Consider the following 23,506-nt stretch of genomic DNA (forward strand, 5'->3'; position numbering starts at 1 on the left):
ATAGCGGCTATGGATCCGGTGCGACACTCTGCGGCAAAGAGGGCAAGGTCGCGCTGGCGCCCCTGAGCGGGCGGTAACGGCAATCTCGGCGATGGCCTCGACGGCTAATCCCACCGGGATCAACGACGACAAACGCAAATTTCTCACCATGGTGCTGATTCCCCTCAGAAAACAGCACAACGCCAGCAGCGAAAATCATCAAATGTGAGTCAGAGCCCCTTTTGCGTGAAAAACCAGGGTCCCGATTCCGTGGTCATTGACACCCTGACATCGCGAACCGCTTTCAGTGCAAGCTGGTGCCTGGTCCGCAATTCCGGGAGAAAAGCACGCTGCAGTCGGCTGTCGCGACATTCAAGACCGACATCTCGAGCTATGGCGATCGCTATTACATCGTCGTGCGATGCGAGGCCGGGTGGGCGACTGAGCTCGATCGCCAGCGGTTTGCGCTGGTCGTGCAGGTCGCGCACGAGGCCGAGATCCAGATCTACCAGCAGATACGCCAGCGTATCCAGCTCCGCTCTTGAGGCGACGGGGTGGATCATGGCTCTTTCCCGGAAAGACTTTCTCAACGCGACTCCCGACAATCCGCCGACTATGCCCGAAGGCGTCTTCGGGCCGCCGGCGGAACGGGGACCTGATTGGCCGGATAACCCCGATCTTCGGGCGGCTGTCGACTGGTTCAAGTCGTTCATGGCCCCGGAGGATTGGCACGCCCGCCGCGTCGCCGCCTTTGTGTTGCTCCACCGACGCGCCTACGGGATGCGAGATCCCGACGAAAAAGGACGTTTCTTCGACGCTCGCGATATGTTCGCCTGGTATTTGTTCCAGGCCGAGGCCTTCCTCGACCACCTGTGGAACTACGAACCGATGTATGGCTCGCGGGTCGTTCCAGTCCTGACAGCGATCGGGCGGAATCGCGCCCTTCTCGAAAAGCTGGATGGCGTGAATGAGCGGCTGGAGAGGTTGGTCGGTTCCGAGCGCAGCCAGCCGAATGGGACGCTGTTCGAGTTGCTCACGGCCGCAGCGTACTGCCGGCAGGGCGCGAAAGTCTCCTTCCGGCCTGAGAAGCGTGGTGTTGCACGCTCCTGGGACCTCGATGTTGAACTCGGGGGTCGACAGTACGCGGTCGAATGCAAACGCATGGAGACGAGCGAGTACGGGGACCGAGAGCGAACCCGAATGCGCGAGCTCTGGGGACCGGCGGCTCACCTGTTGGCTGAGCAGGAGATCAGCACCTTCTGTAACGTCGATTTCAAGGTCCCGACGAGCGAGATCCCCGCCGACCATTTCATAGGCACGATCGTTGAATGGCTGTCGACAAAGCGCCCCTCGCTGCTGTGGAAAGATGATATCTCCGAGGGTGTAATCGGGGAGATGGACCTCGGCCCATTGCAAGGCGTGTTGGAAACAGATGACGTGCTGTCAGCGGGTACGAGGCTGCACGAGCTCCTGACGGGACGCTATATCCGGCACGCCAATTATAATCAGGTCATCCGATTCCAACCCGGGAATTCACCCCGGTTCATCGGCGAATGCGACCTTGCAATCCTTCTTCGCTGGCAGAACAGCTCAAGAATCTCAATCCGGGCGAAAGCCCGCGACGTGATGCGTAAGCTTGCGGAGGCGCATGACCAGCTTCCTGCCGACAGAGAATCGATCGTCCATATCGGGTTCGAGGCCGTGGAAGGCGATGAGGTGGAAAAGGCGCGTTACGAGAAGATCCTGGCGAGCACAGGTCGGTTCGACGTAAAGGGAAAACCGCTGCGCTTTGTCTACTGCCACTATTTCGTTCCCGAGAGCCCGCCCGACGAGGCATGGGCCTTTGACGAGACCGTGCAATGGCGGCGCATCACCGGGTCAAACCAGCGGCCGCTCGCCGAGCCATTTCTGGTCCTCCCGGAGGGTGGCCGTGTGCTGTCCGGGGTTCATTGGGATCCTTGAGAGAGAGGGCGGAAGAGGATGCTCGAGATCACTGTCGAATCGTCGTTGGTTCGGCCGGCCAGCTGGGATGACATGTCCCGCTAAGCTTAGTCAGGGCTCGCGACATCAGGTGGTCGCCATGCGACACCGCACCGGCGAGCTAAGTTGACCGGCTACAGGAACGAACGGCAGCTTCCCGTCTCAAATGTCCGAAAGCTGCAATTCTGCCACCGGCCCCCAAGCCGAGATGCTGGCAGCTCCGTTTCTCCTATGGCCAATCAAGGCCGAGGAGAAGTCATATGGGTCACTCTGAATACGACGACGCTGGCCGGCAGCGCGCAGCTTGGAACGCAGGCAAACAGGTAGGAATGAAGCGTCCGCTTACGCAGAAGCAGATCTGGGCAATCCGCTTCTTCCTTGATCGCGAGAGACGCTTCCGGGACCGAGCCTTGTTCGATCTCGCGATCGACAGCAAGCTTCGACGCTGCGACCTAGTCAAGATTAGAATCCGCGATGTCGTAGCAGGTCCGGAGGTCAGGACTCGCGCCATCGTCGTCCAGCAAAAGACAGGAAGGCCCGTCCAGTTCGAAATTACTAGCGACGTTCGAGCGAGCCTGTTGGCTTGCGCGGCGGCTCTGTCGAGAACTATGTCTTTCCAAGCCGGATCGATCACACGAACCATATGAGCACAAGGCACTACGCCCGCCTAGTCGGTGAGTGGGCGGCTGCGATCGGCCTGCGTCCAGAAGAGTATGGCACTCACTCACTCCGGCGCACAAAAGCGTCGATGATCTACAAGGCGACGGGCAACATTCGCGCCATCCAGATACTGCTCGGTCATTCCAAGATTGAGAACACTGTCGAGGACGCTCTGCTTTTAGCGGAGCGGACCGAAATCTGACGTTGAGCGGTCATCCGCGTTGCACTGGATGACCGCTCCGACGGATGATGAATCTCGTTGACCCTGACGATCATTAGGTGGGAAGCCGACTGGCAGGTTTTGGGCGATTACGCTGCGAAAGCTGACTTTCACTTAGTGAATGAGCTTCGGCTGCCACGCGCCGCCTATTTCTGCCCTTTAGACAAAGCATCGGCATCTCAGAAGCGGACCTTGGTCTGCGGTGATTAGCCCGAGTAAGATGGGAACAATTTTGGTCGGTGGATTATGAGGGTGTAATGGAAGTCGACGAAACAAGACATACGGGCCTTTGGCCCTTCAACATTCTACCCGCCAACCTCCGAGGTCGCCGACGCGATCCAAGTGTGGCGCAGACTCAAGTGTTCGATCCTGTCGCGCTCGCCTTCTCAGCTAGTTCTAAATTCACCGACGCCGGTTGGATCGGTCTCGACGTGATGCCGTCCTCCTTCCTGTATAGGGTGATGGACGCTGAGAGAGCGGGAGGGGACGTGCCCGCGCTTATCTCCGCCTGGATCGAGGAGAAGAAGGCAACGATAGCTGATGAATACGAGCGTCGCCTGCAAACATATTCCTTCGATGATCTCGCTCGTCGTGCCTTGCATGAAGCTCTTCTTTCATATCGTTCTGGCAGCTATTTGTCTGTGGTGCGGACGCTAATGCCAGAATTCGAGCGCTTTGGTCGCATGGTTGTGTTGGCCGATGGTTCCAGCCCACGCAATCAGAAGCAAGCAGTTGCCGCGATCCAGGATTACATCTCTGCGCTACCGGCAGGCTTCTATCCGCCCATCGAATCTGTTGCCGCGTTCAGTCTGATATCAGAGGACCTGTTCGCGAGTTGTTTCACCGAGGCGGATGCGCTGGCTTTGAGTAACCCAAATCGGCATGCCGAGATGCATGGCCTTAACTCATATGGTGATCTGCGTGGGGCAACAAAGGTCTTGAGCGCTGCCGATTTCTTGGTGAGCGCGGTGAATACCGCCATCGCCCAAAGCGCCAAATAGTAAAGGGCGCGTTCGTCGTCGGGGCATTTGGGGCAAGAGAAACCAGATAGGCTCCATTCGTCTCGAAGGTGGCCGCGGCCATGATGTTAAGTCAGCTACAACGTGACGAAGCCCGAGCGCCATCGTTCTGTTTGCTACGCCAACTTTGCTGTTTGGCAGAACTAAACTAGCGTCAGGTTTCCGGCGGCAGTGCAAGCACTACGAACGGCGGCAAAGGGGTCGGCAGCAGAACGGCAGCTTGTCGCTACAAGCAGCCGGTCGGCAACGCGCCTCACTAGGCCCTGCCCGACCGCCTTAACGTAGTGGGAAGCATGTCGTCGATTTCCTTGTCGGAGAACATAAGCTCCTCGTTGTCCTTCAAGGAATCCTGTGCCCTCTTGTAAGCCTTTCCGTCCGTAAAGGGTGCCGCCCGATAGATTTCGTGGAGGTCGGTCTGCAGGCCATCCCGCTGCGCCCGAAGGTCGTCAATTGGCACGCCCGAATTGAGCGCGTCAGTTATCAGGCTCAGGTAAGATTCTCGGACATTCCAGATGTCGGACGCGGTTTCCCTATGTCGCTGTGCGAGCGCACCGGGGTCTAGGTCCTTCTGGTAGGCGTTGTAGATCAGGCTGAGAATGGACAGCACGACGGTCGCGTATTCCGCATATTGGAGAAGCCCCGTCTGCGCTCTGAAAACGGTCGTCACCGCGCCGCCAGCGATGAGAGCGGACAGGATGATGTTGAACCACTTCGCATACCATTGATGGTCGGCAAGCCGCTCGGCCATCTTCTCGTGGATCTTGTGGGTGTAGGCGCAACGGCCGTAACATTCACGCACTTGGCTCTCGAGTTGGAACCGCGGATCAAATTGGGAAGGTTGTGCCAAAGACGGTCCTCCATTTCGCGCGGCGCTGTGCGGCCTTGTCGTCGGTCTGCATGTTGCAGGCCTCGACGGCGATATTGTAATCCGTGAGCGCCTTCAACCAGAACACTCCCGTCTTGTAGACGTACGAGCCGCTTCCCGGCATACGCCAGTAAGTTTTCTCTCGGTCCAGATCGTAGAGATACTTCAGGAAATCCCGCGCCATGTAGTCATGATAGCCGTAGGATTTATCGCGATTCCCCCACGTTTCGATGAATTGGTAGGCGAGCGCGTCGATCAGGGCTCCGGTCATCGGAACGCTATTGTGGTCTTTCCACACCCGCATCATGCGGCAGAGGGCTTTTAGGTTGCCGTTGACGGCCGTATTGCGTATCTGGACGGCATTCATCTCTGCCCGGGGATTGCACTCTCGCCAGGTACCTCCCCCGTTGGAATCGGCAAAAGTCCAGGAACCGTCCGTGTTGTTGAAATAGGGGAGGATTTCGAACGTAATCCCATCCGTGAAAGAGATGACGACAACCTGACCGTCGCCACCGACTTTGCTGGAGCCGTAGCTTTTGAGCAGGGAGTTTTTCACGGCCTGGAGAAGCGCGGACTGACCGTTGCCCTGATATGCGTTGTATTTGACGTATTCCGCATAGGGGATCTGGAAGCCGATATCGAGGTCGCTGATTCCGCGCGCGGCGGTGTCGCGACCGTAAGAGCCGACGTAAAGGCTGTGGGCGGAGCTGGAATCCGTGCTCCAGAAGTCTGTATTGAGGCGCGTGGTGATGCGCCGATACCGTTGTCCGATCGAGCTGATCAGGTCGGTGCCGATATTGTAATTATTTCGGAAATTGTAGAACTCGTCAGATACGCCCATCCCCATCCACCCTATGGTAACTTCTTCGGGAGATGCGAATTTTAAGCTTTCGGCGCAATAGCCTCGGTATTCGTTCAACAAGAATATTACGCGGCGGGCATAAGCGAGCACTCAGGACATATCCTTCCCCCAAATGGATATCCAGCTCGCGCAGAATTCGGAGTGGACCATGAGCACGATGGTGACACTGCTAGAGCCGGAAGTCTTCGCGCGATCACGTCAAAATGGCCAGGTCCACAATGCAGTCGGTTGCCTCGAAGGCTCGCCCCTTCGCTCGGCGGTCACAGAAGCTCCTGACCTGAACTTCAAACGGCCGAAGGGCATCTCCGTTTGTCTGAAGGACAGGTACGCACCCGACCGGTCGCCTGAAACACCGGCCGAGCGCAGGCATCCAGCGCTTGCGGTGAAAGATTCCGTCATTCTGAAGCAAAATCTCATTCAACGATGTGTTGGCCGTCTATGGAGATCTATCGCTTAGCCTTACGCCAACCGGCCGCTACGGCTTCCGCCTCGCTGCAAAACCATCGCTCGCCATATTGCGGGCTGATCTTCGTTTCCCAATAATGCTCTTGACCCGGCACGTGATAAATCCGCTCACCAGTATTGATTGAAATGTTGCCTTTGATGTTGCAGCTCGCGCCGGTTGTGCCGATCAAACCGGCAGGGGTCACGGCCAGCTTATCCAAGAAAGACGGGAACAAAGTCACGCCGACGGCCAAAGGGACTATGACTAGCGGAAGCAGATAGATAAGCACTCGCCATGGGCTACAGCCGCTTCCGGAGGCCTTTTCGCCAACGGTCAGCTTGGTTTGCTCCTTGATGACTGTGGACTTTGCCCACGCCCCTCTCTCCCCCGCCGAGAGAATGCAACTGCTACGAAATAGAGTCCAGGGGCACGGCTTATTTCGTAAATAAATAGCTAATTCTCAAATACTTAACCAGAACCTGCAACTCTGTTGGCGGGGAGCTTCGCTATGAACGAACTTCATTTCGGCGACAATTTGGATGTGCTGCGGGCTATGCCGGCAGAGTCGGTTGATTTGATCTATCTCGATCCACCGTTCAATTCGAATGCAAATTACAATGTGCTCTACGGGACCGTGCGAGGGGGCGCGTCAAAGGCTCAGTCTCATACATTCGAAGATACTTGGAGGTGGGGTAGAGACGCGCAACGTGCGTTAGACGAAACGGCGAGCCGCCACCTAGAGGCGGGCGCTTTGTTGGACGCCTTCTACAAGGTTTTCTCGGGCAGCGATATGATGGCGTATTTGTCCATGATGTCAGTGCGCCTGATAGAAATGCGCCGTGTGCTGAAATCCACCGGTTCGCTATATCTTCACTGCGACCCCACCGCGAGCCACTACCTGAAAATTCTACTCGACACGATTTTCGGGACAAGCAGTTACATCAATGAGATCAGTTGGCGGCGAACCACCGCGAAAGCCGACTATGTCCAGGGCGCAACTCACTTCCCAAGAGTGCGCGATATAATTCTTAGATACGCCAAAGACCCGAAACAGCGACAGATCTTCAATCAGCAGTTCGCGGAATACGACAAAGAATACATAGCTTCCAAATATCGCCACCTTGACAAAGAAGGGCGCCTCTATCGGCTCGACAATCTCACGGGGCCCGGGGGAGCGGCGAAAGGCAATGCCCGCTACGAAGTCATGGGGGTCACACGGTATTGGCGCTATTCGAAACAAAAGATGGCGCAGCTAATTGCCGAAGGCCGTATCATTCAAACAAAACCCGGCACCGTGCCCCAATTCAAGCGCTACCTCGACGAAATGCCCGGCGTTCCCATCAGCGACGACTGGGACAATATTCGTCCGATCAACTCTCAGGCGCAGGAGCGCCTTGGTTACTCGACGCAGAAGCCCCTGGCTTTATTGAAGCGAATAATTCAGTCTTCGTCTAATCCGGGAGATATTATTCTCGACCCATTCTGCGGCTGCGGTACCGCTATCGAAGCTGCTCAAGACCTGAAACGCCAATGGATCGGAATCGATGTCACATACCTTGCCATTCATGTGATTGAGGGACGATTGCTGAAGTCGTTCGGACCATCGATTAAAGGAACCTACAAGCTATACGGTCGACCAAAGGACGCTGCTGACGCTAGGGCGCTAGCGGCTCGTGATTGGCTGGAATTTCAAAAGTGGGCGGTCTTCACGCTTGGGGGACTCCCCAAAGATCGCCCCGGCGCGGACGGCGGTATTGATGGCATTGTGCGCTATCACCGGGTTGGCATCGAACAGCCCAATAGGGCAGTGGTATCGGTTAAGGGCGGTCTTCACGTCGGCGTGGATGCCATTCACAAGCTAAAATCAGTGGTTCAGCGCGAAGGGGCCGAGGTTGGCGTCCTTGTCTGCCTATACTCGCCGACTGCACCTATGGTTCGAGAGGCGGCGTCAGAGGGTGAGGTGGGCCCGTCCTCGAAGAGAGTCTCGAAAATTCAGATAGTCACGGTCGAGCAGTTGTTCCAGTACTCCCCTGTCCATCTCCCAGGCATGTTAGACCCGCCTGAAGCAATAGCGCCACCACCATCACCCGCGAAACGCGGTCGCAAGCGGATTGAAGGTCAGACAGAGATGCTTTTCCCAATCGACGGGGCAAGCGAAGAACCCAAGCGCAAAGGCAATCGACCGATTCGAGCGGTTGACATTGAAGTCACTAGGTCGGCGTATACCCGCAAGAAATAGGGTCTTAAGGCGCGGCGGCGCTGTCGGACGTCACAAACCGCCTCGAAGAATCGAAGGAACTCCGCAAAAGCCTAGCCGACAGACGCTGAGGGTATCGTGAGAGATGCCTGACCCCAATCGGTGGGCTGTATTGGCGTCACGTTGCTGCTGGCGACGGAAAGGGGGTTTGATGCGGAAAAGGCGGCTATCCGCCACGGCGCCCCAAAAAGCGGACCGTCGGGTCACGGTCCCATTGCTGCCTGTCTAGAATGCGCCTCATGGTGGTCGTTTCCGCAAACTTGCTTTGACCTAAAAGCCGACGTTCCGCGGAGGGGCTTGGACGGAGGCTTAACCCTACACTTCAGGATTACGCAGACCAGGAGACCAGGCCAACTGCCTGGCGCATCGATCCACATTTGCTGTGTTCCGCGGCCCCGCGTCTTGCAGGCAGGATTTGTCAACGAAACTAAACGCCTGCCACTCAGCGCGGTGCTGGATGGCGACGTAGCTACGATCGGAGCGAATTTATCGCCGTTTGAAGGTCCGCAACCACGGTGGGGATGCTAAACACCTTTGCTGTTATGCCCTCATGCGCCAGATCATTGCGAACGGCATAGTAGTCGGCGATCTTGGTGAAGTTTTGCGATCGCATATCGAGCAGCACGCGCACTCTATTCAAAAATGAGGTTTGTAGCTTTGTCCCGTTTAAGAGCGTCTCCCATGCTCGCCTATGGCGAAAGAGCGGCTTCCCGGTTCTGGCTTTTACGGCCGTATCTGCGCGGTCGGTGATGTATCGCTCAAATGTCCCGAAGATGATGAGAAAGTATGCGCCATCGTTGATACGGCGAAGTTCGGTGTATCGCGCTATGGCGTGCTGGTGATTGCGTGCCGTCGAGCGGAACAGTTTGCTCGCATAGTCTGTATCAAGCTGCGCATGCAGTTGACTTGCGAGAATTAGCTCTCTCATTTGATGGCTGCGATAAGCTGCTGTTGGTCAAGCCTCACCGCCTTCGAGCTTGGTGAGGAGTAAATCATCCAGATTGGGTCATTTGGCGTGTCGCTGGCGTTTATGATCGTCGCCCCGCCGCTGTGCGTGAGCACGTCGACTCTGCCGTTCGCGCCAATAACCCACAGACCAACAGGAAAAATTGTTGCAGCGACACGCGTCCCCTTTCGTATCCGCAACATGGGAAGCTTCACGGCGGCCACTGCAAAGCGCTGCATCATCTCTTCGTTCATCGAAACAGTCTGCGTCCGGTCGACCGAGTAACCGTGCGGTTCCACCCACTCCTCGATCTGGGTGAAGAGCGCTTCAACCTGCTCGACCCATCGGGCTACGCGCTCCTCCACCCTCGCGCTATCAAACTTCTGCGACGATCGCCGGTTGGAAATGTCCGGATTAACTCCGGTCTCGACCACGTCGGCCAAGCCAAATTGAGCGTCAGGCTCGTTCCTGCCAGCTGACCAGATTTGCAGCGTGAGACTGGCTCGGTCCAAAAGCCAGAGTTCCGTTCGATCGAACGGGTACCCCCGGTCGGACGGAAAGCGAGCCCACTTCTCCAGGGTTTTCCCCGGGCCGCTGCCGGTCTTGGTCGCGCTGCCCAGCTTGACCTGCACTGCCACGAACTGTCCGTCCGGGTCATTGTAAGCGAAGTCATAACCCGGATCATTGGTTTGCTCTTCCCTTTGATCGGGCATTTTTAAGTGCCCTTCATCGCCGCCAGACAGGATGTCGGATTCACGGAGATTGGGCAAAGTGCGGCGGGAACCGCCAGGCTCAAAAACCAGCTTGCGGTGATCCTTTAACAATAATCGAGGTTGTAACAATTGGCACCCCCAAGCACCACGTTAGCGCAAACTCGTCCCCCCGCGAAGATAGGACTCAATACATTCGGAGTGCCAGCTTGTCCGAGACGAACACCGCCAGCGTGCACCCTGGCGAGTCCGGTGATGTCGAAGCGTTCAAGATCGCGCTCGCCCCGCGCTGATGGTTCGTCTCCAAAAGATATTTGGCTCCAGTGACGGGGCTCACAGCGTCGATAATTCGCTCGTCAGGAGCGTTCGCCCGCGAAATTGATGAACTTCCAAGGTCGTCGTATCGTCTTGTAGACGACTCCTGTTGATTCTCTCGGCTCAGGAAGTCTTGGGGGAGTTCATGTCGAAGAAGATTGGGCGAGCGGATATTATCGGCGAGAAAGGCATCGCCCATATCCGCCAGATCGTATTGAGCATGGGTTTTATGTTCTACGAGACCGGCGGTGTCGAGGCTGGAATTGACGGTTACGTGGAGTTGCGTGACGACACTACCGGGGTGGTCAGCAATCTGAGTCTTCAGGTTCAAGGCAAGGCGACCGAGCGCAGCCGGTTGCAGGCGGAAACGGATTCTTCCTTTGAGTTTCCCGTTACGGATTCTGATATTCAGTACTGGATGCACGGAACGGCACCCGTCCTGCTGATCGTCGTCAAATTGCAGGATGGAAAGGCGTATTGGAAATCCATCAAGGATTGGTTTGGCAATGCTGAGAACCTCTCGTCCAAGAAAGTCGTCTTTGACAAACAGCAAGATGCATTCAACGTCGATGCTAAGAACGCGCTCGTTTCAGTAGCAGCCTCTGTCCGTCCAGGCTCAACAGGTCCTAGCGTACGCCTTCAGGAATCCTTGCTACTGAATCTGCTGGAGGTGGACTTCGCCAACACGATCTACTGGGCACCGACGGACCACGGCTCCGACAAATCATTCGGTGCGGCTCTGCGCAGTCTCGATGCCAAAGCACCCTCTGAGTGGATTGTGAGAGAAAACGCGGTCCTATCCTTCCATGACTTAGACAAGTGGCCCTGGAACAAGGTGTGCGACACCACCGCGCTCGAGGAGTTCGACACGTCCGAGTGGTCGGATAGTGATGACGACGATCGCGTTCGGGATTTCACCGCACTCTTGAACCGCACACTCGGAGAATTCACTCGCCCAAACTTGTACAGGGATCGAGACTCAAATGTCCTTTTCTTCACGAAGCCCAAGAACCGCGAGAAACTGAACTACCCGTATCGGAGCCTACAAAACACCACCACTCGGCGCGTCGTCGGCCCATACGGCCGGCAGCGGTCGAACCCAGCCAAACCAGCATATTTCCGTCACTCAGGTTTCCGTGCGCAGTTCGTTTGTTACGCTAAAAAGTGGTTCGCAGAGGTCACTCCCACATATCACTTCACCAGAGATGGGTTTGAGCCTGACCTGCTGTCGGGAGAACACCTCAAAAAAATCAAGGAGCTTGAGAACAACGCGGCTGTGATGGGACAGTTTGTTATGTGGCGCGCGTTCCTGACCACCCACAGGGCCGGCGGAGATCTGCTTACAGAAGCCTATCCGTTCCTTCGCTTCCGTGAAACCGCCCCGATGGAACTGGAGGTAGGAGTGCCCGATAGGTTGTGGGCATCGCAAGAACCCAATTCCGCCTCGCCGCTCTTCGACTTCGACAAAATGCAGGAAGGGGTCGAATGAGACTATCTCACCTAGCAGAGCCAGAGTTGGAATTCGGAGGCGGGCTACGACACACCGATATTCGCTTCGGTGTTATGGACTACGGTCCGTTCGACTTGAATGCACAGAATGCACCCAAGCGCATCAAACTGGGAATCATCGGAAGCGCCGAAACGTTGGAAGGAACCGCGAAGTGGGTGCAGTCCTGCTCTGAAGGTTTCGAGGCCAAGCCGAGCAGACAGCCCAACCTCTTTCCAGCGTTTCCCGGTCTTCGAAACGATGAAACCTTTCACTGCGACTTCTTCACATCGAGTGAACTCCAGCGAAGCCTTCCTTCAAAAGAAATCGGAAGGTTGGCCGCGATCCCCGGGCAGAGAGAGGTCACCCGGGCTGTGGTGGAATCCATGGTCGAGGAGATCTCCGTTCTGGCCGAGCAGACGGTAAAGCCAGATGTGATATTGATAGCGCTGCCGGTAGATATCATCGAGAGAACGGTGAACGCGAGGGAGACCCTTGACGAGGACAAGGATGAGACTGAAGCGGGAGGAGACCTAGACTTCCGCGGCATGCTGAAAGCGGCCGCGATGCAGTTCCGTATCCCGATACAGCTGATCTGGCCTACGACGTACGATCCGTCGTACCGCATCTCGAGAAAGCTCAAGGAAAGTAGCCAACGGCGTACGCAGGATGCGGCAACCATCGCTTGGAACCTCGTGACTGCGATCTACTACAAGGCAGGCGGATTGCCCTGGCGCCTTGCGCGTGATGCACGTGAACGTAGGACGTCGTTCGTTGGATTGAGCTTTTACAGGTCTGTCGATGGCGACTACGTCCATACCAGCACAGCGCAGATGTTCGACGAACGAGGCGAGGGCCTCATCCTCCGCGGTGGCCGAATGGTGGAAAGCGAAGAAGATCGCTCACCCCACCTAACCGCGGAGGACGCGTATACCCTTCTCCGGGACTCTCTGAAGGTGTTCCGCAAACAGCATGATCACTACCCGGCGCGGGTGGTCCTTCACAAGACATCGAAGTTTGACCGCAACGAACTGGATGGCTTTCACAAAGCAATAGACGAGCGAGATATCGACTACGCAGACTTTATTTGGATTCGGAAGTCGATGACCCGTCTCTACCGACTCGGCGTTTATCCGCCGCTCAGGGGTAGCTTACTGCGGATCGATAAAGACCAGGCGCTGCTCTATACTAAAGGCAGTGTCGAGTTTTTCCGAACGTACCCTGGAATGTACATCCCAAGGCCGCTTCTACTTCGCTGTCAGGTTCTCGGCCAGCCTCTCCAGCACATAGCCCACGAGACCCTGGCACTGACAAAAATGAACTGGAACAACACTCAGTTCGACAACGGGCTCCCCATCACGATCGCAGCCGCCCGGCAAGTGGGGGAAGTTCTGAAATACGTCGGTGAAGATCAGGAGATAGCACCCCGGTACAGTTTCTACATGTAACTTGCGGATCCCAAAGCACGGCAACGTGCATGCGGACTAGCTAACGAGACGATCACTCGTCCAGAGTGGTACCGCCTCGGCCGTAGCACACTCCCTCGGATCATTTCATGTCTTTGAGCTTGCGGGAGTAGTTAGAGAGAAGGTTGGGAACCGACAATCCGTGGGCGTCGAGGACCTTTTGGATATGGGTCGCGGTGAGATCGTCGAGGTTCTGGTTTTCGAACGACTTGAAGAACTCGCGCGTGGCTCTGACCAGGTTCTTGAGGTCCGACTCCCGGACGCCTTCCACGTAATGGGTGAACGCCGCAGCGCTTTCGATCTTTCCGGCCGGATGGACAATGAGACGCTTGACCTTCATATCCTTGTAATGCTTGTCGAACCATGCGCTCGACCGGTTCATCTGCTCGGCTTCCCGCTTGTTTATGTCGGCGCGGGTCACGCCGACTTCGCTTTTGCATTCGAACAAGATGTACTGGCTGTCGTCCAACGCCCAGAGGTTGTCGGGGCCCTCTTTCCACTCTGTGTCCGGCCGCTCTCCGACGAAACCGAGAGCGAAGCTCAACTCGTTAAGCGCGGCCTCGAACTTGTCTGCCTTCGTTCCGAAAACCAGTCTGCCCAGCATGTCGGTGACCCCGACATTGAGGTCTGCATAATCGTTGTGGTTTCCGATCCATTTCTTGACGCGCTCTGCGCGGCCCTGGCTCACCACGGTGAGTTTAGTGACAGTGACACCCGACGCAGGTTTAAGCAGGAGCCGGTTGCGCTTGTGGGCAGCGATCTGCAGAACATCCGCTTCGGCGCGATTGGACAAGAAGTTGTAACGGGCCTGGGTTTGCAGATGCCAACCCTTCTCGTCGTCGTCAAGGGCGCCCATATCGATGATGGCCTGAACCATCTTAACGGCACCGGCGTAGTCGCCCCTTATATGTGCCAGTTCGGCATCCAACTCAGATTTATAGAGCTTCAAAGCCGTTTGATCGGAGCCGGCCACTGAAACCTTCTCCATTTGCTCGGCGTAGAACGCCTTCCAGTCGTCGTCGCGCTTGAGACATTTGCTCGCGAGATCGACAAAGGCCTGCAAAGGCTCTATGCCGTCCTCGATATCCTGCTTGGCCATATCGGTGATTTCCAGGCCGATCTCGATCTGCGTTGCCATTTGCGACGACAGAAACCGACGCGAAGACTTATCCCGAAGCAGTCTGACGAGGTCCGATCCGATGACGACGACGACCGAGTAATCCTTCTCGCCGCGCACGCTTCTACCCATGCCCTGCTCAACGGTGCGCACTGCACGCATTAGGGTCGCGGCGCTATGCGGACGGCATTGCTCTTCGTAGAGGTCTGTGAGGCTCTCGGCGTAAGGTTTTGAGTCGAAGACGAGGACGCGGCACGTTCTTGTCCGGTAGATCAATCCCGTCATAGCGGTTCACGAGGACGACGGTGTCTTCGAATTCGCCTCGAGAAAGCGCGTCGATCACGGCGCCGATAGTCTCAGTCTTCGGGACTACGGCGCCACCGCTTTCCCAAGGCTTCGCCTTTTCGAAGCTGGGCACGAGCGCCACTCGTCCGTAAGTTCGCTTCTTCCCGCTCTTGGCAAATTTCTCGACGATCAAGCCGTGGTCCAGATCCTCGTGGATGAGCGACGGCAACAACACCATCTTTTCGCCCGACCACTTTTCCCCGTCGTACGTCAGCGGTTTGGCTATCGTTTCTGGCGAAAGCCGTAAGCCTTTGACGAGGAATGCGTCGTCGGTGACGGTGGCGGACATAAAGATGCGATGCCTGGCTTTGTCGAAAGAACCGAAAGCGTCGAGCGGCGCGATGTATGGCTCGATCTCGACGGCATTTCCTGAAATGACGCATTGGCAATGAGTTAGAATGTTTCTGAGCAAGGGCCAGGCGAACTTGATCGACTTGCGGTCAGAATATTTCGAAAGGATGCCGGCCACCTCGGCTTCCCGTGGAATCCACGCCCAGTAAGGCACCGGCAGGAACGCGTCTCGCTTCTCGTTCTCTATGTCGGCGTAGGTGCCCATGCCCTGTTGTTCTAGATCGGCGGAAAACAGCGCCTTCAAAAGGCTGTAGGCCTCCTCTTCGCGGGGGATGTGAATTCGGCACTGGTTGCGGATCGTGTCCGAACAGGCATGCGCGTCGTCCATCAACATCGTGTCGACTGGTACCGACTGCTTGTTGAGTCCGAACTTAGTCAGGCCGTTGAAGACCTTCTGCACTGACGTGACTAAGATGGACCGGCCGTCGATGAAATCCTCTGGCAGATCGCCTTCCGAAGTACACGTCCGTATTCCGAATTGGCGTGCCTGCTCGCATGTCTGGTCGACCAAGAAGTTGTTTGGGCAAATATAAATCACTGGTCCATGGCCGGCGTTCAAACGCGATTGCAGCATCAGGAGGCCGATCAGCGTCTTGCCCTGGCCCGTATGCAGCTTAACGATCGAGTCGCGCTTGTCAGCGTCGATCTCGAACCATTTCGTGAGCACAGCAATCTGGGCCGGACGCAAGGGGCCTTTGTCCGCCTCGCGATCCAAAGTGTCGTAAAGCTTGACGGGATCCGTCTGTTTCTCGACGACTTTACCGCCAAGCTTTTTCTTGAAGTCGACCATTTGCAATCACAAAAAAGAGGAGACACATCAACATCCATGTCGGGATTACACGCGCCAAGCACGATCGTAAACAGCCTATCCGAATTCTGTAGCCAGAGTAATTTCTGACTCGGGCGTCCGCTTGGGAAATCAGCCGGCTTGGTCTGAACGACCACAATGAGGTCGGACGCTGAACGGCAGCTTCTTGGGAAAACCAGCCGATACCTGACGGTCCGCTGACGGCCCCATACAAGTCATTCGCTCGTCGCCCTTCGCGATGACACTTCTTGGCGCCCCAGTCTTCCAAGCCTGCAACGTTCACTGCATCGCACGGGCGCGTATATTGGGTATCTTCGATATTCTGAAACGTCACGTCATGCTGCTTCCATCTACTACCAAACAGTGGAGGCTGTGCCCGTGACACCGACGAAGCTCCTTGTCGGCCAGATCGTAGTTGTGTTCGCCATCGTCATCGTTGGCGTATGGGCGGCAACGCAATGGTGCGCCCACATGCTGGACTACCAGCCGCAGCTTGGCGCGCCATGGTTTGCCGCGGCGGCCCGGCCGATCTACAAGCCGTGGAAACTGTTCGAATGGTGGTTTCACTTCGACGCCTATGCGCCTGAGGTCTTCGACAAGGCCGGCATGCTTGCCGGAGCCAGCGGATTCTTGGGGTGTGCGGCCGCAATAGCTGGCTCCCTCTGGCGCGCGCGGCAGAGGGGGTTGGTCACCACCTACGGTTCCTCACGATGGGCCGCGGCTCGGGAAATCGAGAAGGCAGGCCTGTTTGAGCCGGCCGGCGTTTTCCTTGGCAAACTGAAGGATCACTATCTGCGACATGACGGGCCGGAACATGTCATGGCCTTTGCGCCGACACGTTCGGGCAAGGGCGTGGGATTGGTCGTTCCAACGCTTCTTTCCTGGACCGGCTCGGCCGTCATTCACGACATCAAAGGCGAGAACTGGCAGCTGACTTCCGGCTGGCGGTCGAAGTTCTCTTTCTGCCTCCTGTTCAATCCGACCGACTCGAGATCGGCGCGCTATAACCCGCTGCTGGAAGTGCGCAGGGGTTCAGATGAGGTCCGCGACGTTCAGAACATCGCGGACATTCTCGTCGATCCGGAAGGCGCGCTGGAGCGGCGGAATCATTGGGAGAAGACTAGTCATTCACTCTTGGTCGGGGCCATCTTGCACGTGCTCTACGCGGAAGAAGAAAAGACGCTCGCGCGCGTCGCCACTTTCCTGTCGGATCCGCAACGCTCGTTTGCCGCGACACTGCTGCGGATGATGACCACCAACCACCTCGGCACGGCGGACACACCTCGGGTCCATCCCGTCGTGGCCTCGGCGGCTCGCGAGGTGCTGAACAAGTCAGAGAACGAGCGTTCTGGCGTTCTCTCGACCGCAATGTCGTTTCTCGGGCTCTATCGTGATCCGACGGTTGCCTCGGCAACATCGGCCTGCGACTGGCGCATTGCCGACCTCATGGATGCGGAACGACCGATGTCGCTCTATCTAGTGGTGCCGCCATCGGATATTTCGCGCACCAAGCCACTGGTGCGACTGGTGCTCAATCAGATCGGCAGGCGACTGACGGAGCGGCTGGAAGGTGACCCGAAGAAAAGCCGCAAGTACCAACTGCTCATGATGCTAGACGAATTTCCGGCTCTTGGTCGCCTCGACTTCTTCGAGACCGCGCTCGCCTTCATGGCGGGTTACGGCATCCGCGCCTATCTGATCGCGCAATCCTTGAACCAGATCTCCAAAGCCTATGGCGAGAACAACGCCATTCTCGACAATTGCCATGTGCGCATTGCCTTTTCCTCCAACGACGAGCGCACGGCCAAACGCATATCGGATGCGCTCGGTACGGCGACGGAACTCAGGTCCATGCGCAACTACGCCGGCCACCGGCTGGCTCCCTGGCTTTCGCACGTCATGGTCAGTCGCCAGGAGACCGCTCGCCCGCTGCTGACGCCTGGCGAAGTGATGCAGTTGCCGCAAGCTGACGAATTAATCCTTGTTTCCGGGTTGCCGCCGATCCGCGCCCAGAAGTTGCGCTATTACCAGGATCCGAATTTCACCGAACGGGTGCTGCCGGCGCCGGTGTTGCGCGACGGTCTGTACGCGGACTGTCCTGCGTCGCGCCCCGACGATTGGAGCGGACAAGTCCGCAGTGTTGACCGCCGTCTCGCTGCCGATGACGAACACGCCGGCGCGGCAATCGAAGAAGGGAGCGGCGTGCAACAGCAGCGTCATCCCGGCCTGCCTGAAGAACACGTCGTCGTCTCTCGGGAGCCTGATCAGGATGACCTCTTCAATCTGTCGGACGATGACGCCGAGGCACTCGCAGACAAGCGCGTCATGGACCGGGTTTCTACCGCGGCGAGCGCCTACGGCCTCAACGAGGGAAGGGGCGACGACAAGGACATCATCCCCGGCTTCTGAACGCTTTCCGCAACTGAGGCGTATCTCGGCGTAGATAACGCCCATAAGCGATTTTGCGGATCTCGGCGATGTTCGTTCGCACCGCCGGCGCATCAGCGCCGGCCAGTCGGAACGAGACGTATGAAGCCCCATCGCATTCGCCACCAGTTTCTGCTCGAACCCGAATTGAGCGAGAAGCTGGAAACCCTCAGCCGCAACCCGTCGACCACGAAATCGGCAATCGTCGCGAAAGCGGTCGAGGCCTTCATCGAACGGCGTGGTGAAAACGAGCTCGACCAGCGCTACGGCAAGCGGCTGGACCGTCTTTCCCGCGATCTCGACCATGTCAGGCGCGACGCCGAAATAACTCTGGAGAGCCTGGCGCTCTTAATCCGCTTTTCAATCACGCTTCATGCCCACACGCCAATTCCGGATCGGGCGACACAGGCGATCGCCCAAGAGCGCTTTGACAAATTCGTCGAGCAGGTCGGTCGCCAGATAGCCTCCGGGAAGCGCTCGCTTGGTTACGGCAATGGCAACGGAGGCGAAGGATGAACTCTCATCCCGCAGCGGACCACCGCCGCCGAGCCATGCTGCGCACAGCCATGGGCGCCGCGATCACCGAGGCCCTTTCCGATTCGACCGTCATCGAGGTGATGGTCAATCCCGACGGCACGCTGAGGCTCGACCGGTTGGGAGAAGGCCGGGTCGATACAGGCGTGCATATGCATCCTTCCGAGGCGGAACGCATCATCCGGCTCGTCGCCTCCCATGTACGCGCCGAGGCGCATGCAGATAGTCCGATTGTCAGTGCCGAATTGCCATCAGGCGAGCGCTTCGAGGGTCTGCTACCGCCGGTCGTGCTGGCGCCATGCTTCGCCATCCGCAAACCGGCGGCAAAACTCTACACGCTGGCCAACTACGTCGCCGATCGCGTCATGCTCCCGCTGCAGGCTGATGCCCTGAGGAAGGCAGTGCGCGAGCGGCGCAACATCCTGGTCGCCGGCGGCACATCGTCGGGCAAAACGACACTTACCAATGCTCTACTGGCAGAAGTCGCCGAATGCGATGAGCGGGTGATCCTGATTGAGGACACCCGCGAGCTGCAATGCGCAGCCGAGGACTGTGTTGCCTTGAGGACGAGGCGGGGGTCGGTCACGCTTGGTGATCTCGTGCGCTCGACGCTGCGACTTAGACCCGACCGCATCATCGTCGGCGAAGTGCGGGGCGCGGAAGCCCTCGACATGCTGAAGGCATGGAACACCGGACATCCCGGCGGCATTGCCACGGTTCACGCCAATTCGGCACGCTCCGCACTCTATCGTATTGAGCAGCTCGCCCAGGAAGCCGTTGTCACCGTTCCCCGCCGGCTGATCGCCGATGCCGTCGACTTGGTCATCTTTATTGCCGGAAGAGGACCCGCGCGCCGCGTTGACGCGATCGCCGAGGTCACGGGTCTCGACGGCAGCGGCGATTACGCCGTCACCCCGCTCACACTTCCGCAACTCCAGCAGTTCTGAAAGGTCACCTCATGCGCAAGAAGCTTCGCTTTCTTTCGTTCGCCGCCGTCGCGCTTCTTCTCACGGCCCAGGCCCACGCTGCCGGCTCCGGCATGCCGTGGGAACAGCCGCTGCAGCAGATTCTGGAATCGGTGCAGGGGCCGGTCGCCAAGATCATCGCGGTGATCATCATCATCACCACCGGCCTGACCCTTGCCTTCGGCGATACGGCGGGCGGTTTCCGCCGGCTGATCCAGATCGTCTTCGGCCTGTCGATCGCCTTCGCGGCCTCGAGCTTCTTTCTTTCCTTCTTCTCCTTTGGCGGCGGGGCAGTCGTCTGATGAGCACCGGAGAGCAGCATATCGAAGGCTTCGAGGTTCTGGTCCATCGGGCGCTCACCGAGCCGATCCTGCTCGGCGGCGCGCCGCGGGCGGTGGCGATCCTCAATGGCACGGTGGCCGCGGCCATCGGCCTAGGCCTGCAGCAGTGGATTGCCGGTCTGATCCTCTGGATCGCCGGCCACACGCTCGCGGTCTTTGCCGCACGGCGTGATCCGGATTTTGCCAGCGTGCTTGTCCGTCATCTTCGTCAAAAGGGCTGGCTTGCATGCTGAAGCTTTCCGAATACCGCGGCAAAGCCGACCGGCTTGCCGACCATCTGCCGTGGGCAGCACTCGTCGCGCCCGGCATCGTGCTCAACAAGGATGGCAGCTCCCAGCGGACATTGCGGTTTCGTGGCCCCGACCTTGAAAGCGCGACGGAGGCCGAACTTATCGGCATATGCGCGCGGGCAAACAATGCGCTGAGAAGGCTCGGCTCCGGCTGGGCATTATTCTTCGAGGCCGAGCGCAGCGAAGCGCTGGGCTATCCGAGCTCGGCGCTTCCCGATGCTGCCTCATGGCTGATCGATGAGGAACGGCGCGCGGCCTTCGAGGGCAAGGTCGCGCATTTCGAGAGCATCTATCATCTGACCTTGGTCTTCATGCCTGGGCCCGATGGCCAAGCGCGCGCGGAAAGTGCTCTCGTCGACTCGCATGACTTGGGAGGGGAAAGAGACTGGCGCCAGGAGCTTGCCCGGTTCCGAGACGAGACTGACCGTGTTCTCGATCTTCTTTCGGGCTTCGTGCCCGAGGTGCGCGCGCTCGACGATGCCGAGACCCTGACGTACCTGCACGGCACGATCTCGACACGCCGTCATCCGGTCGCCGTGCCGGAAACGCCAATGTATCTCGACGGCGTCCTGGTTGACGCGCCGCTGACCGGCGGCCTAGAGCCGATGCTGGGTGACCAGCATCTGCGCACGCTCACAATCCTCGGTTTTCCGAACGTCACCCGGCCAGGAATCCTTGATGCGCTCAATAACCAGGATTTCGCCTATCGCTGGGTGACGCGCTTCATTCCGCTCGACAAGGCGGAAGCCACGAAGACGCTGACTCGGCTCCGCCGGCAGTGGTTTGCCAAGCGCAAATCGATCGCGGCTATTCTGCGCGAGGTGGTGACCAACGAACCTGTGCCTCTCGTCGACAGCGACGCCGACAACAAGGCGCTCGATGCCGATGCAGCACTGCAGGCATTGGGCGGCGATCATGTCGGCTTCGGCTATCTCACCACAACGGTGACGGTGTGGGATCAGAACCGTAAAGCCGCCGCGGAAAAGCTTCGCGCCGTCGAGCGGATCGTCAACGGGCTCGGCTTCACCACCATTCGCGAAAGCATCAATGCCGTCGAAGCGTGGCTTGGTTCATTGCCGGGTCATGTCTACGCCAACGTTCGCCAGCCGCTCGTTCACACGCTAAACCTTGCCCATCTCGTGCCGCTGTCGTCCGTGTGGGCAGGTCCAGCGGAGAACGAGCACCTTGCCGAGGTCACCGGCGATTACGCTCCGCCGCTTCTTTTCGCCGAAACCAGCGGCTCGACGCCGTTTCGGCTTTCGACCCATATCGGCGATGTCGGCCACATGCTGATTGTCGGGCCGACCGGTGCCGGCAAGTCGGTTCTGCTTGCCCTGATCGCTTTGCAGTTCCGGCGCTACGCTGGCGCGCAAATCTATGTCTTCGACAAAGGCAATTCGGCCCGCGCCGCCGCGCTTGCCATGGGCGGCGACCACCATGCGTTGGGTGCGAATGGTGCGCTTGGTTTCCAGCCGCTGCGCCACATCGACGACCCGGCCACACAGAGCTGGGCGGCCGAATGGATCGCCGGCCTCATTGCCCACGAGAATGTCACCGTCACCCCGGAGGTGAAGGAGGCAATCTGGTCGGCGCTCACCAGCCTCGCCACCGCGCCGGCGCAGGAACGCACGCTGACTGGCCTGTCGGTCCTGCTTCAGTCCAATGCGCTCAAATCGGCGTTGATGCCCTACACGCTCGACGGTCCATTCGGCCGCCTGCTCGATGCCGATGACGACCGGCTGGCCATCTCGGATGTGCAGTGTTTCGAGACCCAGGAGCTGATGCACAGCCAAGGCGCTGTGCTGCCTGTGCTCACCTATCTGTTCCATCGTCTTGAGGACCGGTTTGACGGGCGGCCGACGCTGCTCATGCTCGACGAGGCCTGGGTCTATCTCGACAACCCGCTCTTTGCCGCCCGGATCCGCGAATGGCTTAAGGTGCTGCGTAAGAAAAACGTCTCCGTCATCTTCGCGACGCAGTCGCTTGCCGACATCGCCGGCTCTTCTATCGCACCCGCAATCATCGAGAGCTGCCCGCAGCGCATTTTTCTCCCCAATGATCGTGCGGTGGAGCCGCAGGCACGGGCAGCCTATGAGCGCTTCGGTCTTAATGAGCGACAGATCGAATTGGTCGCCCGCGCCACGCCGAAGCGCCACTACTATCTGCAGTCGCGCCGCGGCAATCGCCTCTTCGAGCTCGGGCTAGGCCCGATCGCTCTTGCGCTTTGCGGCGCCTCCGACCCGGCCGCGCAGACCCTGATCGACAATATTCTTTCCGAAGAAGGGCAGGGCAGCTTTGCCGCCCGTTTCTTCAGTGCGCGCGGCCTGGATTGGGCTGCCGAGCTTCTCCAGCAATTTCCTCAACCTAACAAGGAGCAATCGTCATGATCGGACGCCGCCTTTTTACTAGCCTGGTCACCGTTTCCCTGATCGCCAAACCGATGGCTGACTACGTCCAGCCGGCCTATGCGCTCATCGTGTTTGACCCGTCCAACTATACGCAGAATGTGCTGTCGGCAGCACGCGCATTGGAGCAGATCAACAACCAAATCCAGTCGCTTCAGAACCAGGCGACCATGCTGCAGAACATGGCGCGCAACCTTCAGCGCCTGGATTTCTCTTCCGTGGGCCAGCTTACCGGCTCGCTCCAACGGATTGACGGTCTGATGACCCAGGCGAGCGGCCTGAGCTTCGATCTCGACAAGCTGCAGGACCAGTGGCGCCAGCAATATCCGGAAAGCTACGACGCCACCATCAAGGTCAGCGATGTGGCGAGCGCCGCGCGCGAGCGCTGGCAGAGCGCCATGCAGGCGTTCCGCCAGACCATGAGCGCGCAGTCGCAGATCGTCGAGAACGTGCAGGCCGATGGCGACCTGCTTACCGATCTCGTCAATCGCAGTCAGGGCGCGGCAGGTGCCCTCGAGGCAAGCCAGGCTACGAATCAGCTGATCGCGCTTTCGACCAAGCAGCAGATGCAGATCCAGACGCTGCTTGCGACCCAGTTCCGGGCCGAGGCCGAGGATGCGGCGCGCAAGGCGCAGTCTGAGGAAGCCGCTCGCGAGACGACGAAGCGTTTCCTGGGCGCCGGCACGGCTTATCCCGGCAACTGAGCGGCAGTT

20 protein-coding genes and 1 pseudogene are annotated in these 23,506 nt (G+C 58.3%); 13 read left to right on the plus strand and 8 right to left on the minus strand.

Going from position 1 to position 23,506, the window contains the following annotated elements:
* Positions 1-209 precede the first annotated feature (209 nt).
* Positions 210-542 (minus strand): hypothetical protein, encoded by a 333-nt coding sequence (locus NKI35_RS27830; RefSeq protein WP_352741976.1) that lies wholly within the window; start codon positions 540-542, stop codon positions 210-212.
* Here NKI35_RS27830 and NKI35_RS27835 point away from each other — a divergent pair.
* The 3 genes and pseudogenes from NKI35_RS27835 to NKI35_RS27845 all read left to right on the plus strand — a co-directional run bounded on the left by NKI35_RS27835 (position 541) and on the right by NKI35_RS27845 (position 3,840).
* Positions 541-1,941 carry a transposase gene (locus NKI35_RS27835; RefSeq protein WP_352514713.1) on the plus strand — a complete coding sequence of 467 codons (1,401 nt, stop codon included), beginning with the start codon at positions 541-543 and terminating at the stop codon, positions 1,939-1,941. The genes NKI35_RS27830 and NKI35_RS27835 overlap by 2 nt on opposite strands.
* Positions 1,942-2,219: 278 nt before the next feature.
* Positions 2,220-2,821: pseudogene (locus NKI35_RS27840) on the plus strand (tyrosine-type recombinase/integrase).
* A gap of 275 nt (positions 2,822-3,096) precedes the next feature.
* A complete protein-coding gene (locus tag NKI35_RS27845) occupies positions 3,097-3,840 on the plus strand; it encodes a hypothetical protein (protein WP_352514712.1) in 744 nt (247 codons plus the stop codon).
* A gap of 274 nt (positions 3,841-4,114) precedes the next feature.
* On the opposite strand, the gene NKI35_RS27850 is transcribed toward NKI35_RS27845, so the two are convergent.
* From NKI35_RS27850 to NKI35_RS27860, 3 genes are all read right to left on the minus strand, one after another.
* Complete coding sequence (locus NKI35_RS27850) at positions 4,115-4,657, minus strand: SLATT domain-containing protein (RefSeq protein ID WP_352638826.1); 543 nt, start codon at positions 4,655-4,657, stop codon at positions 4,115-4,117.
* Between the two features lie 25 nt (positions 4,658-4,682).
* Complete coding sequence (locus tag NKI35_RS27855; RefSeq protein WP_352514710.1) at positions 4,683-5,675, minus strand: SMODS domain-containing nucleotidyltransferase; 993 nt, start codon at positions 5,673-5,675, stop codon at positions 4,683-4,685.
* Positions 5,676-6,031: 356 nt separating this feature from the next.
* Entirely contained in the window at positions 6,032-6,307 is a 276-nt protein-coding gene (locus NKI35_RS27860) for a sunset domain-containing protein (RefSeq protein WP_502897181.1), read from the minus strand.
* Positions 6,308-6,538: 231 nt separating this feature from the next.
* On the opposite strand from NKI35_RS27860, the gene NKI35_RS27865 reads away from it, so the two are divergent.
* Complete coding sequence (locus NKI35_RS27865; protein WP_352514709.1) at positions 6,539-8,269, plus strand: DNA methyltransferase; 1,731 nt, start codon at positions 6,539-6,541, stop codon at positions 8,267-8,269.
* A 487-nt stretch (positions 8,270-8,756) separates the two neighbouring features.
* On the opposite strand, the gene NKI35_RS27870 is transcribed toward NKI35_RS27865, so the two are convergent.
* Complete coding sequence (locus tag NKI35_RS27870; protein WP_352514708.1) at positions 8,757-9,215, minus strand: hypothetical protein; 459 nt, start codon at positions 9,213-9,215, stop codon at positions 8,757-8,759.
* A complete protein-coding gene (locus tag NKI35_RS27875) occupies positions 9,212-10,075 on the minus strand; it encodes a hypothetical protein (RefSeq protein ID WP_352514707.1) in 864 nt (287 codons plus the stop codon). Before NKI35_RS27875 ends, NKI35_RS27870 begins: the two co-directional genes overlap by 4 nt.
* A 328-nt stretch (positions 10,076-10,403) precedes the next feature.
* Here NKI35_RS27875 and NKI35_RS27880 point away from each other — a divergent pair, with 328 nt between their 5' ends.
* Positions 10,404-11,747 carry a DUF4365 domain-containing protein gene (locus NKI35_RS27880; protein ID WP_352514706.1) on the plus strand — a complete coding sequence of 448 codons (1,344 nt, stop codon included), beginning with the start codon at positions 10,404-10,406 and terminating at the stop codon, positions 11,745-11,747.
* On the plus strand, positions 11,744-13,192 hold the full coding sequence (locus NKI35_RS27885; RefSeq protein WP_352514705.1) for an argonaute/piwi family protein: 1,449 nt from the start codon (positions 11,744-11,746) through the stop codon (positions 13,190-13,192). Before NKI35_RS27880 ends, NKI35_RS27885 begins: the two co-directional genes overlap by 4 nt.
* Positions 13,193-13,292: 100 nt before the next feature.
* Here the strand turns inward: NKI35_RS27885 and NKI35_RS27890 are convergent, their stop codons facing one another.
* Together NKI35_RS27890 and NKI35_RS27895 are read right to left on the minus strand one after the other, a co-directional pair.
* The gene (locus NKI35_RS27890; protein ID WP_352741978.1) at positions 13,293-14,489 is read right to left on the minus strand and encodes a hypothetical protein; all 1,197 of its coding nucleotides are present in this window, start codon (positions 14,487-14,489) and stop codon (positions 13,293-13,295) included.
* A 13-nt stretch (positions 14,490-14,502) separates the two neighbouring features.
* Positions 14,503-15,813 (minus strand): DEAD/DEAH box helicase family protein, encoded by a 1,311-nt coding sequence (locus NKI35_RS27895; RefSeq protein WP_352741980.1) that lies wholly within the window; start codon positions 15,811-15,813, stop codon positions 14,503-14,505.
* A gap of 396 nt (positions 15,814-16,209) precedes the next feature.
* Here NKI35_RS27895 and NKI35_RS27900 point away from each other — a divergent pair, with 396 nt between their 5' ends.
* The 7 genes from NKI35_RS27900 to trbJ all read left to right on the plus strand — a co-directional run bounded on the left by NKI35_RS27900 (position 16,210) and on the right by trbJ (position 23,497).
* Positions 16,210-18,240 carry a conjugal transfer protein TraG gene (locus NKI35_RS27900; protein ID WP_352514703.1) on the plus strand — a complete coding sequence of 677 codons (2,031 nt, stop codon included), beginning with the start codon at positions 16,210-16,212 and terminating at the stop codon, positions 18,238-18,240.
* Between the two features lie 120 nt (positions 18,241-18,360).
* On the plus strand, positions 18,361-18,774 hold the full coding sequence (locus tag NKI35_RS27905) for a CopG family transcriptional regulator (protein WP_023708017.1): 414 nt from the start codon (positions 18,361-18,363) through the stop codon (positions 18,772-18,774).
* Entirely contained in the window at positions 18,771-19,739 is a 969-nt protein-coding gene (trbB, locus tag NKI35_RS27910; RefSeq protein ID WP_352514702.1) for a P-type conjugative transfer ATPase TrbB, read from the plus strand. The genes NKI35_RS27905 and trbB overlap by 4 nt, the downstream gene beginning before the upstream one ends.
* Before the next feature lie 11 nt (positions 19,740-19,750).
* Positions 19,751-20,059 (plus strand): TrbC/VirB2 family type IV secretion system protein, encoded by a 309-nt coding sequence (locus NKI35_RS27915; RefSeq protein WP_023689362.1) that lies wholly within the window; start codon positions 19,751-19,753, stop codon positions 20,057-20,059.
* Positions 20,059-20,331 carry a VirB3 family type IV secretion system protein gene (locus tag NKI35_RS27920; RefSeq protein WP_023689361.1) on the plus strand — a complete coding sequence of 91 codons (273 nt, stop codon included), beginning with the start codon at positions 20,059-20,061 and terminating at the stop codon, positions 20,329-20,331. The genes NKI35_RS27915 and NKI35_RS27920 overlap by 1 nt, the downstream gene beginning before the upstream one ends.
* Positions 20,325-22,775: a conjugal transfer protein TrbE gene (trbE, locus tag NKI35_RS27925; RefSeq protein WP_352514701.1), complete on the plus strand. Its 2,451-nt coding sequence runs from the start codon at positions 20,325-20,327 to the stop codon at positions 22,773-22,775. The genes NKI35_RS27920 and trbE overlap by 7 nt, the downstream gene beginning before the upstream one ends.
* On the plus strand, positions 22,772-23,497 hold the full coding sequence (trbJ, locus tag NKI35_RS27930; protein ID WP_352514700.1) for a P-type conjugative transfer protein TrbJ: 726 nt from the start codon (positions 22,772-22,774) through the stop codon (positions 23,495-23,497). Before trbE ends, trbJ begins: the two co-directional genes overlap by 4 nt.
* Positions 23,498-23,506 lie beyond the last annotated feature (9 nt).

The sequence above is a fragment of the Mesorhizobium sp. M0676 genome (assembly GCF_040320535.1).
Taxonomy (GTDB): Bacteria; Pseudomonadota; Alphaproteobacteria; order Rhizobiales; family Rhizobiaceae; genus Mesorhizobium.

Coding starts and splice junctions, on each gene's coding strand:
- NKI35_RS27835 (WP_352514713.1), top strand. CDS start 541: ATGGCTCTTTCCCGGAAAGACTTTCTCAACGCGACTCCCGACAATCCG.
- NKI35_RS27830 (WP_352741976.1), bottom strand. CDS start 542: ATGATCCACCCCGTCGCCTCAAGAGCGGAGCTGGATACGCTGGCGTAT.
- NKI35_RS27845 (WP_352514712.1), top strand. CDS start 3,097: ATGGAAGTCGACGAAACAAGACATACGGGCCTTTGGCCCTTCAACATT.
- NKI35_RS27865 (WP_352514709.1), top strand. CDS start 6,539: ATGAACGAACTTCATTTCGGCGACAATTTGGATGTGCTGCGGGCTATG.
- NKI35_RS27870 (WP_352514708.1), bottom strand. CDS start 9,215: ATGAGAGAGCTAATTCTCGCAAGTCAACTGCATGCGCAGCTTGATACA.
- NKI35_RS27880 (WP_352514706.1), top strand. CDS start 10,404: ATGTCGAAGAAGATTGGGCGAGCGGATATTATCGGCGAGAAAGGCATC.
- NKI35_RS27885 (WP_352514705.1), top strand. CDS start 11,744: ATGAGACTATCTCACCTAGCAGAGCCAGAGTTGGAATTCGGAGGCGGG.
- NKI35_RS27890 (WP_352741978.1), bottom strand. CDS start 14,489: ATGCGTGCAGTGCGCACCGTTGAGCAGGGCATGGGTAGAAGCGTGCGC.
- NKI35_RS27895 (WP_352741980.1), bottom strand. CDS start 15,813: ATGGTCGACTTCAAGAAAAAGCTTGGCGGTAAAGTCGTCGAGAAACAG.
- NKI35_RS27905 (WP_023708017.1), top strand. CDS start 18,361: ATGAAGCCCCATCGCATTCGCCACCAGTTTCTGCTCGAACCCGAATTG.
- trbB (WP_352514702.1), top strand. CDS start 18,771: ATGAACTCTCATCCCGCAGCGGACCACCGCCGCCGAGCCATGCTGCGC.
- NKI35_RS27915 (WP_023689362.1), top strand. CDS start 19,751: ATGCGCAAGAAGCTTCGCTTTCTTTCGTTCGCCGCCGTCGCGCTTCTT.
- NKI35_RS27920 (WP_023689361.1), top strand. CDS start 20,059: ATGAGCACCGGAGAGCAGCATATCGAAGGCTTCGAGGTTCTGGTCCAT.
- trbE (WP_352514701.1), top strand. CDS start 20,325: ATGCTGAAGCTTTCCGAATACCGCGGCAAAGCCGACCGGCTTGCCGAC.
- trbJ (WP_352514700.1), top strand. CDS start 22,772: ATGATCGGACGCCGCCTTTTTACTAGCCTGGTCACCGTTTCCCTGATC.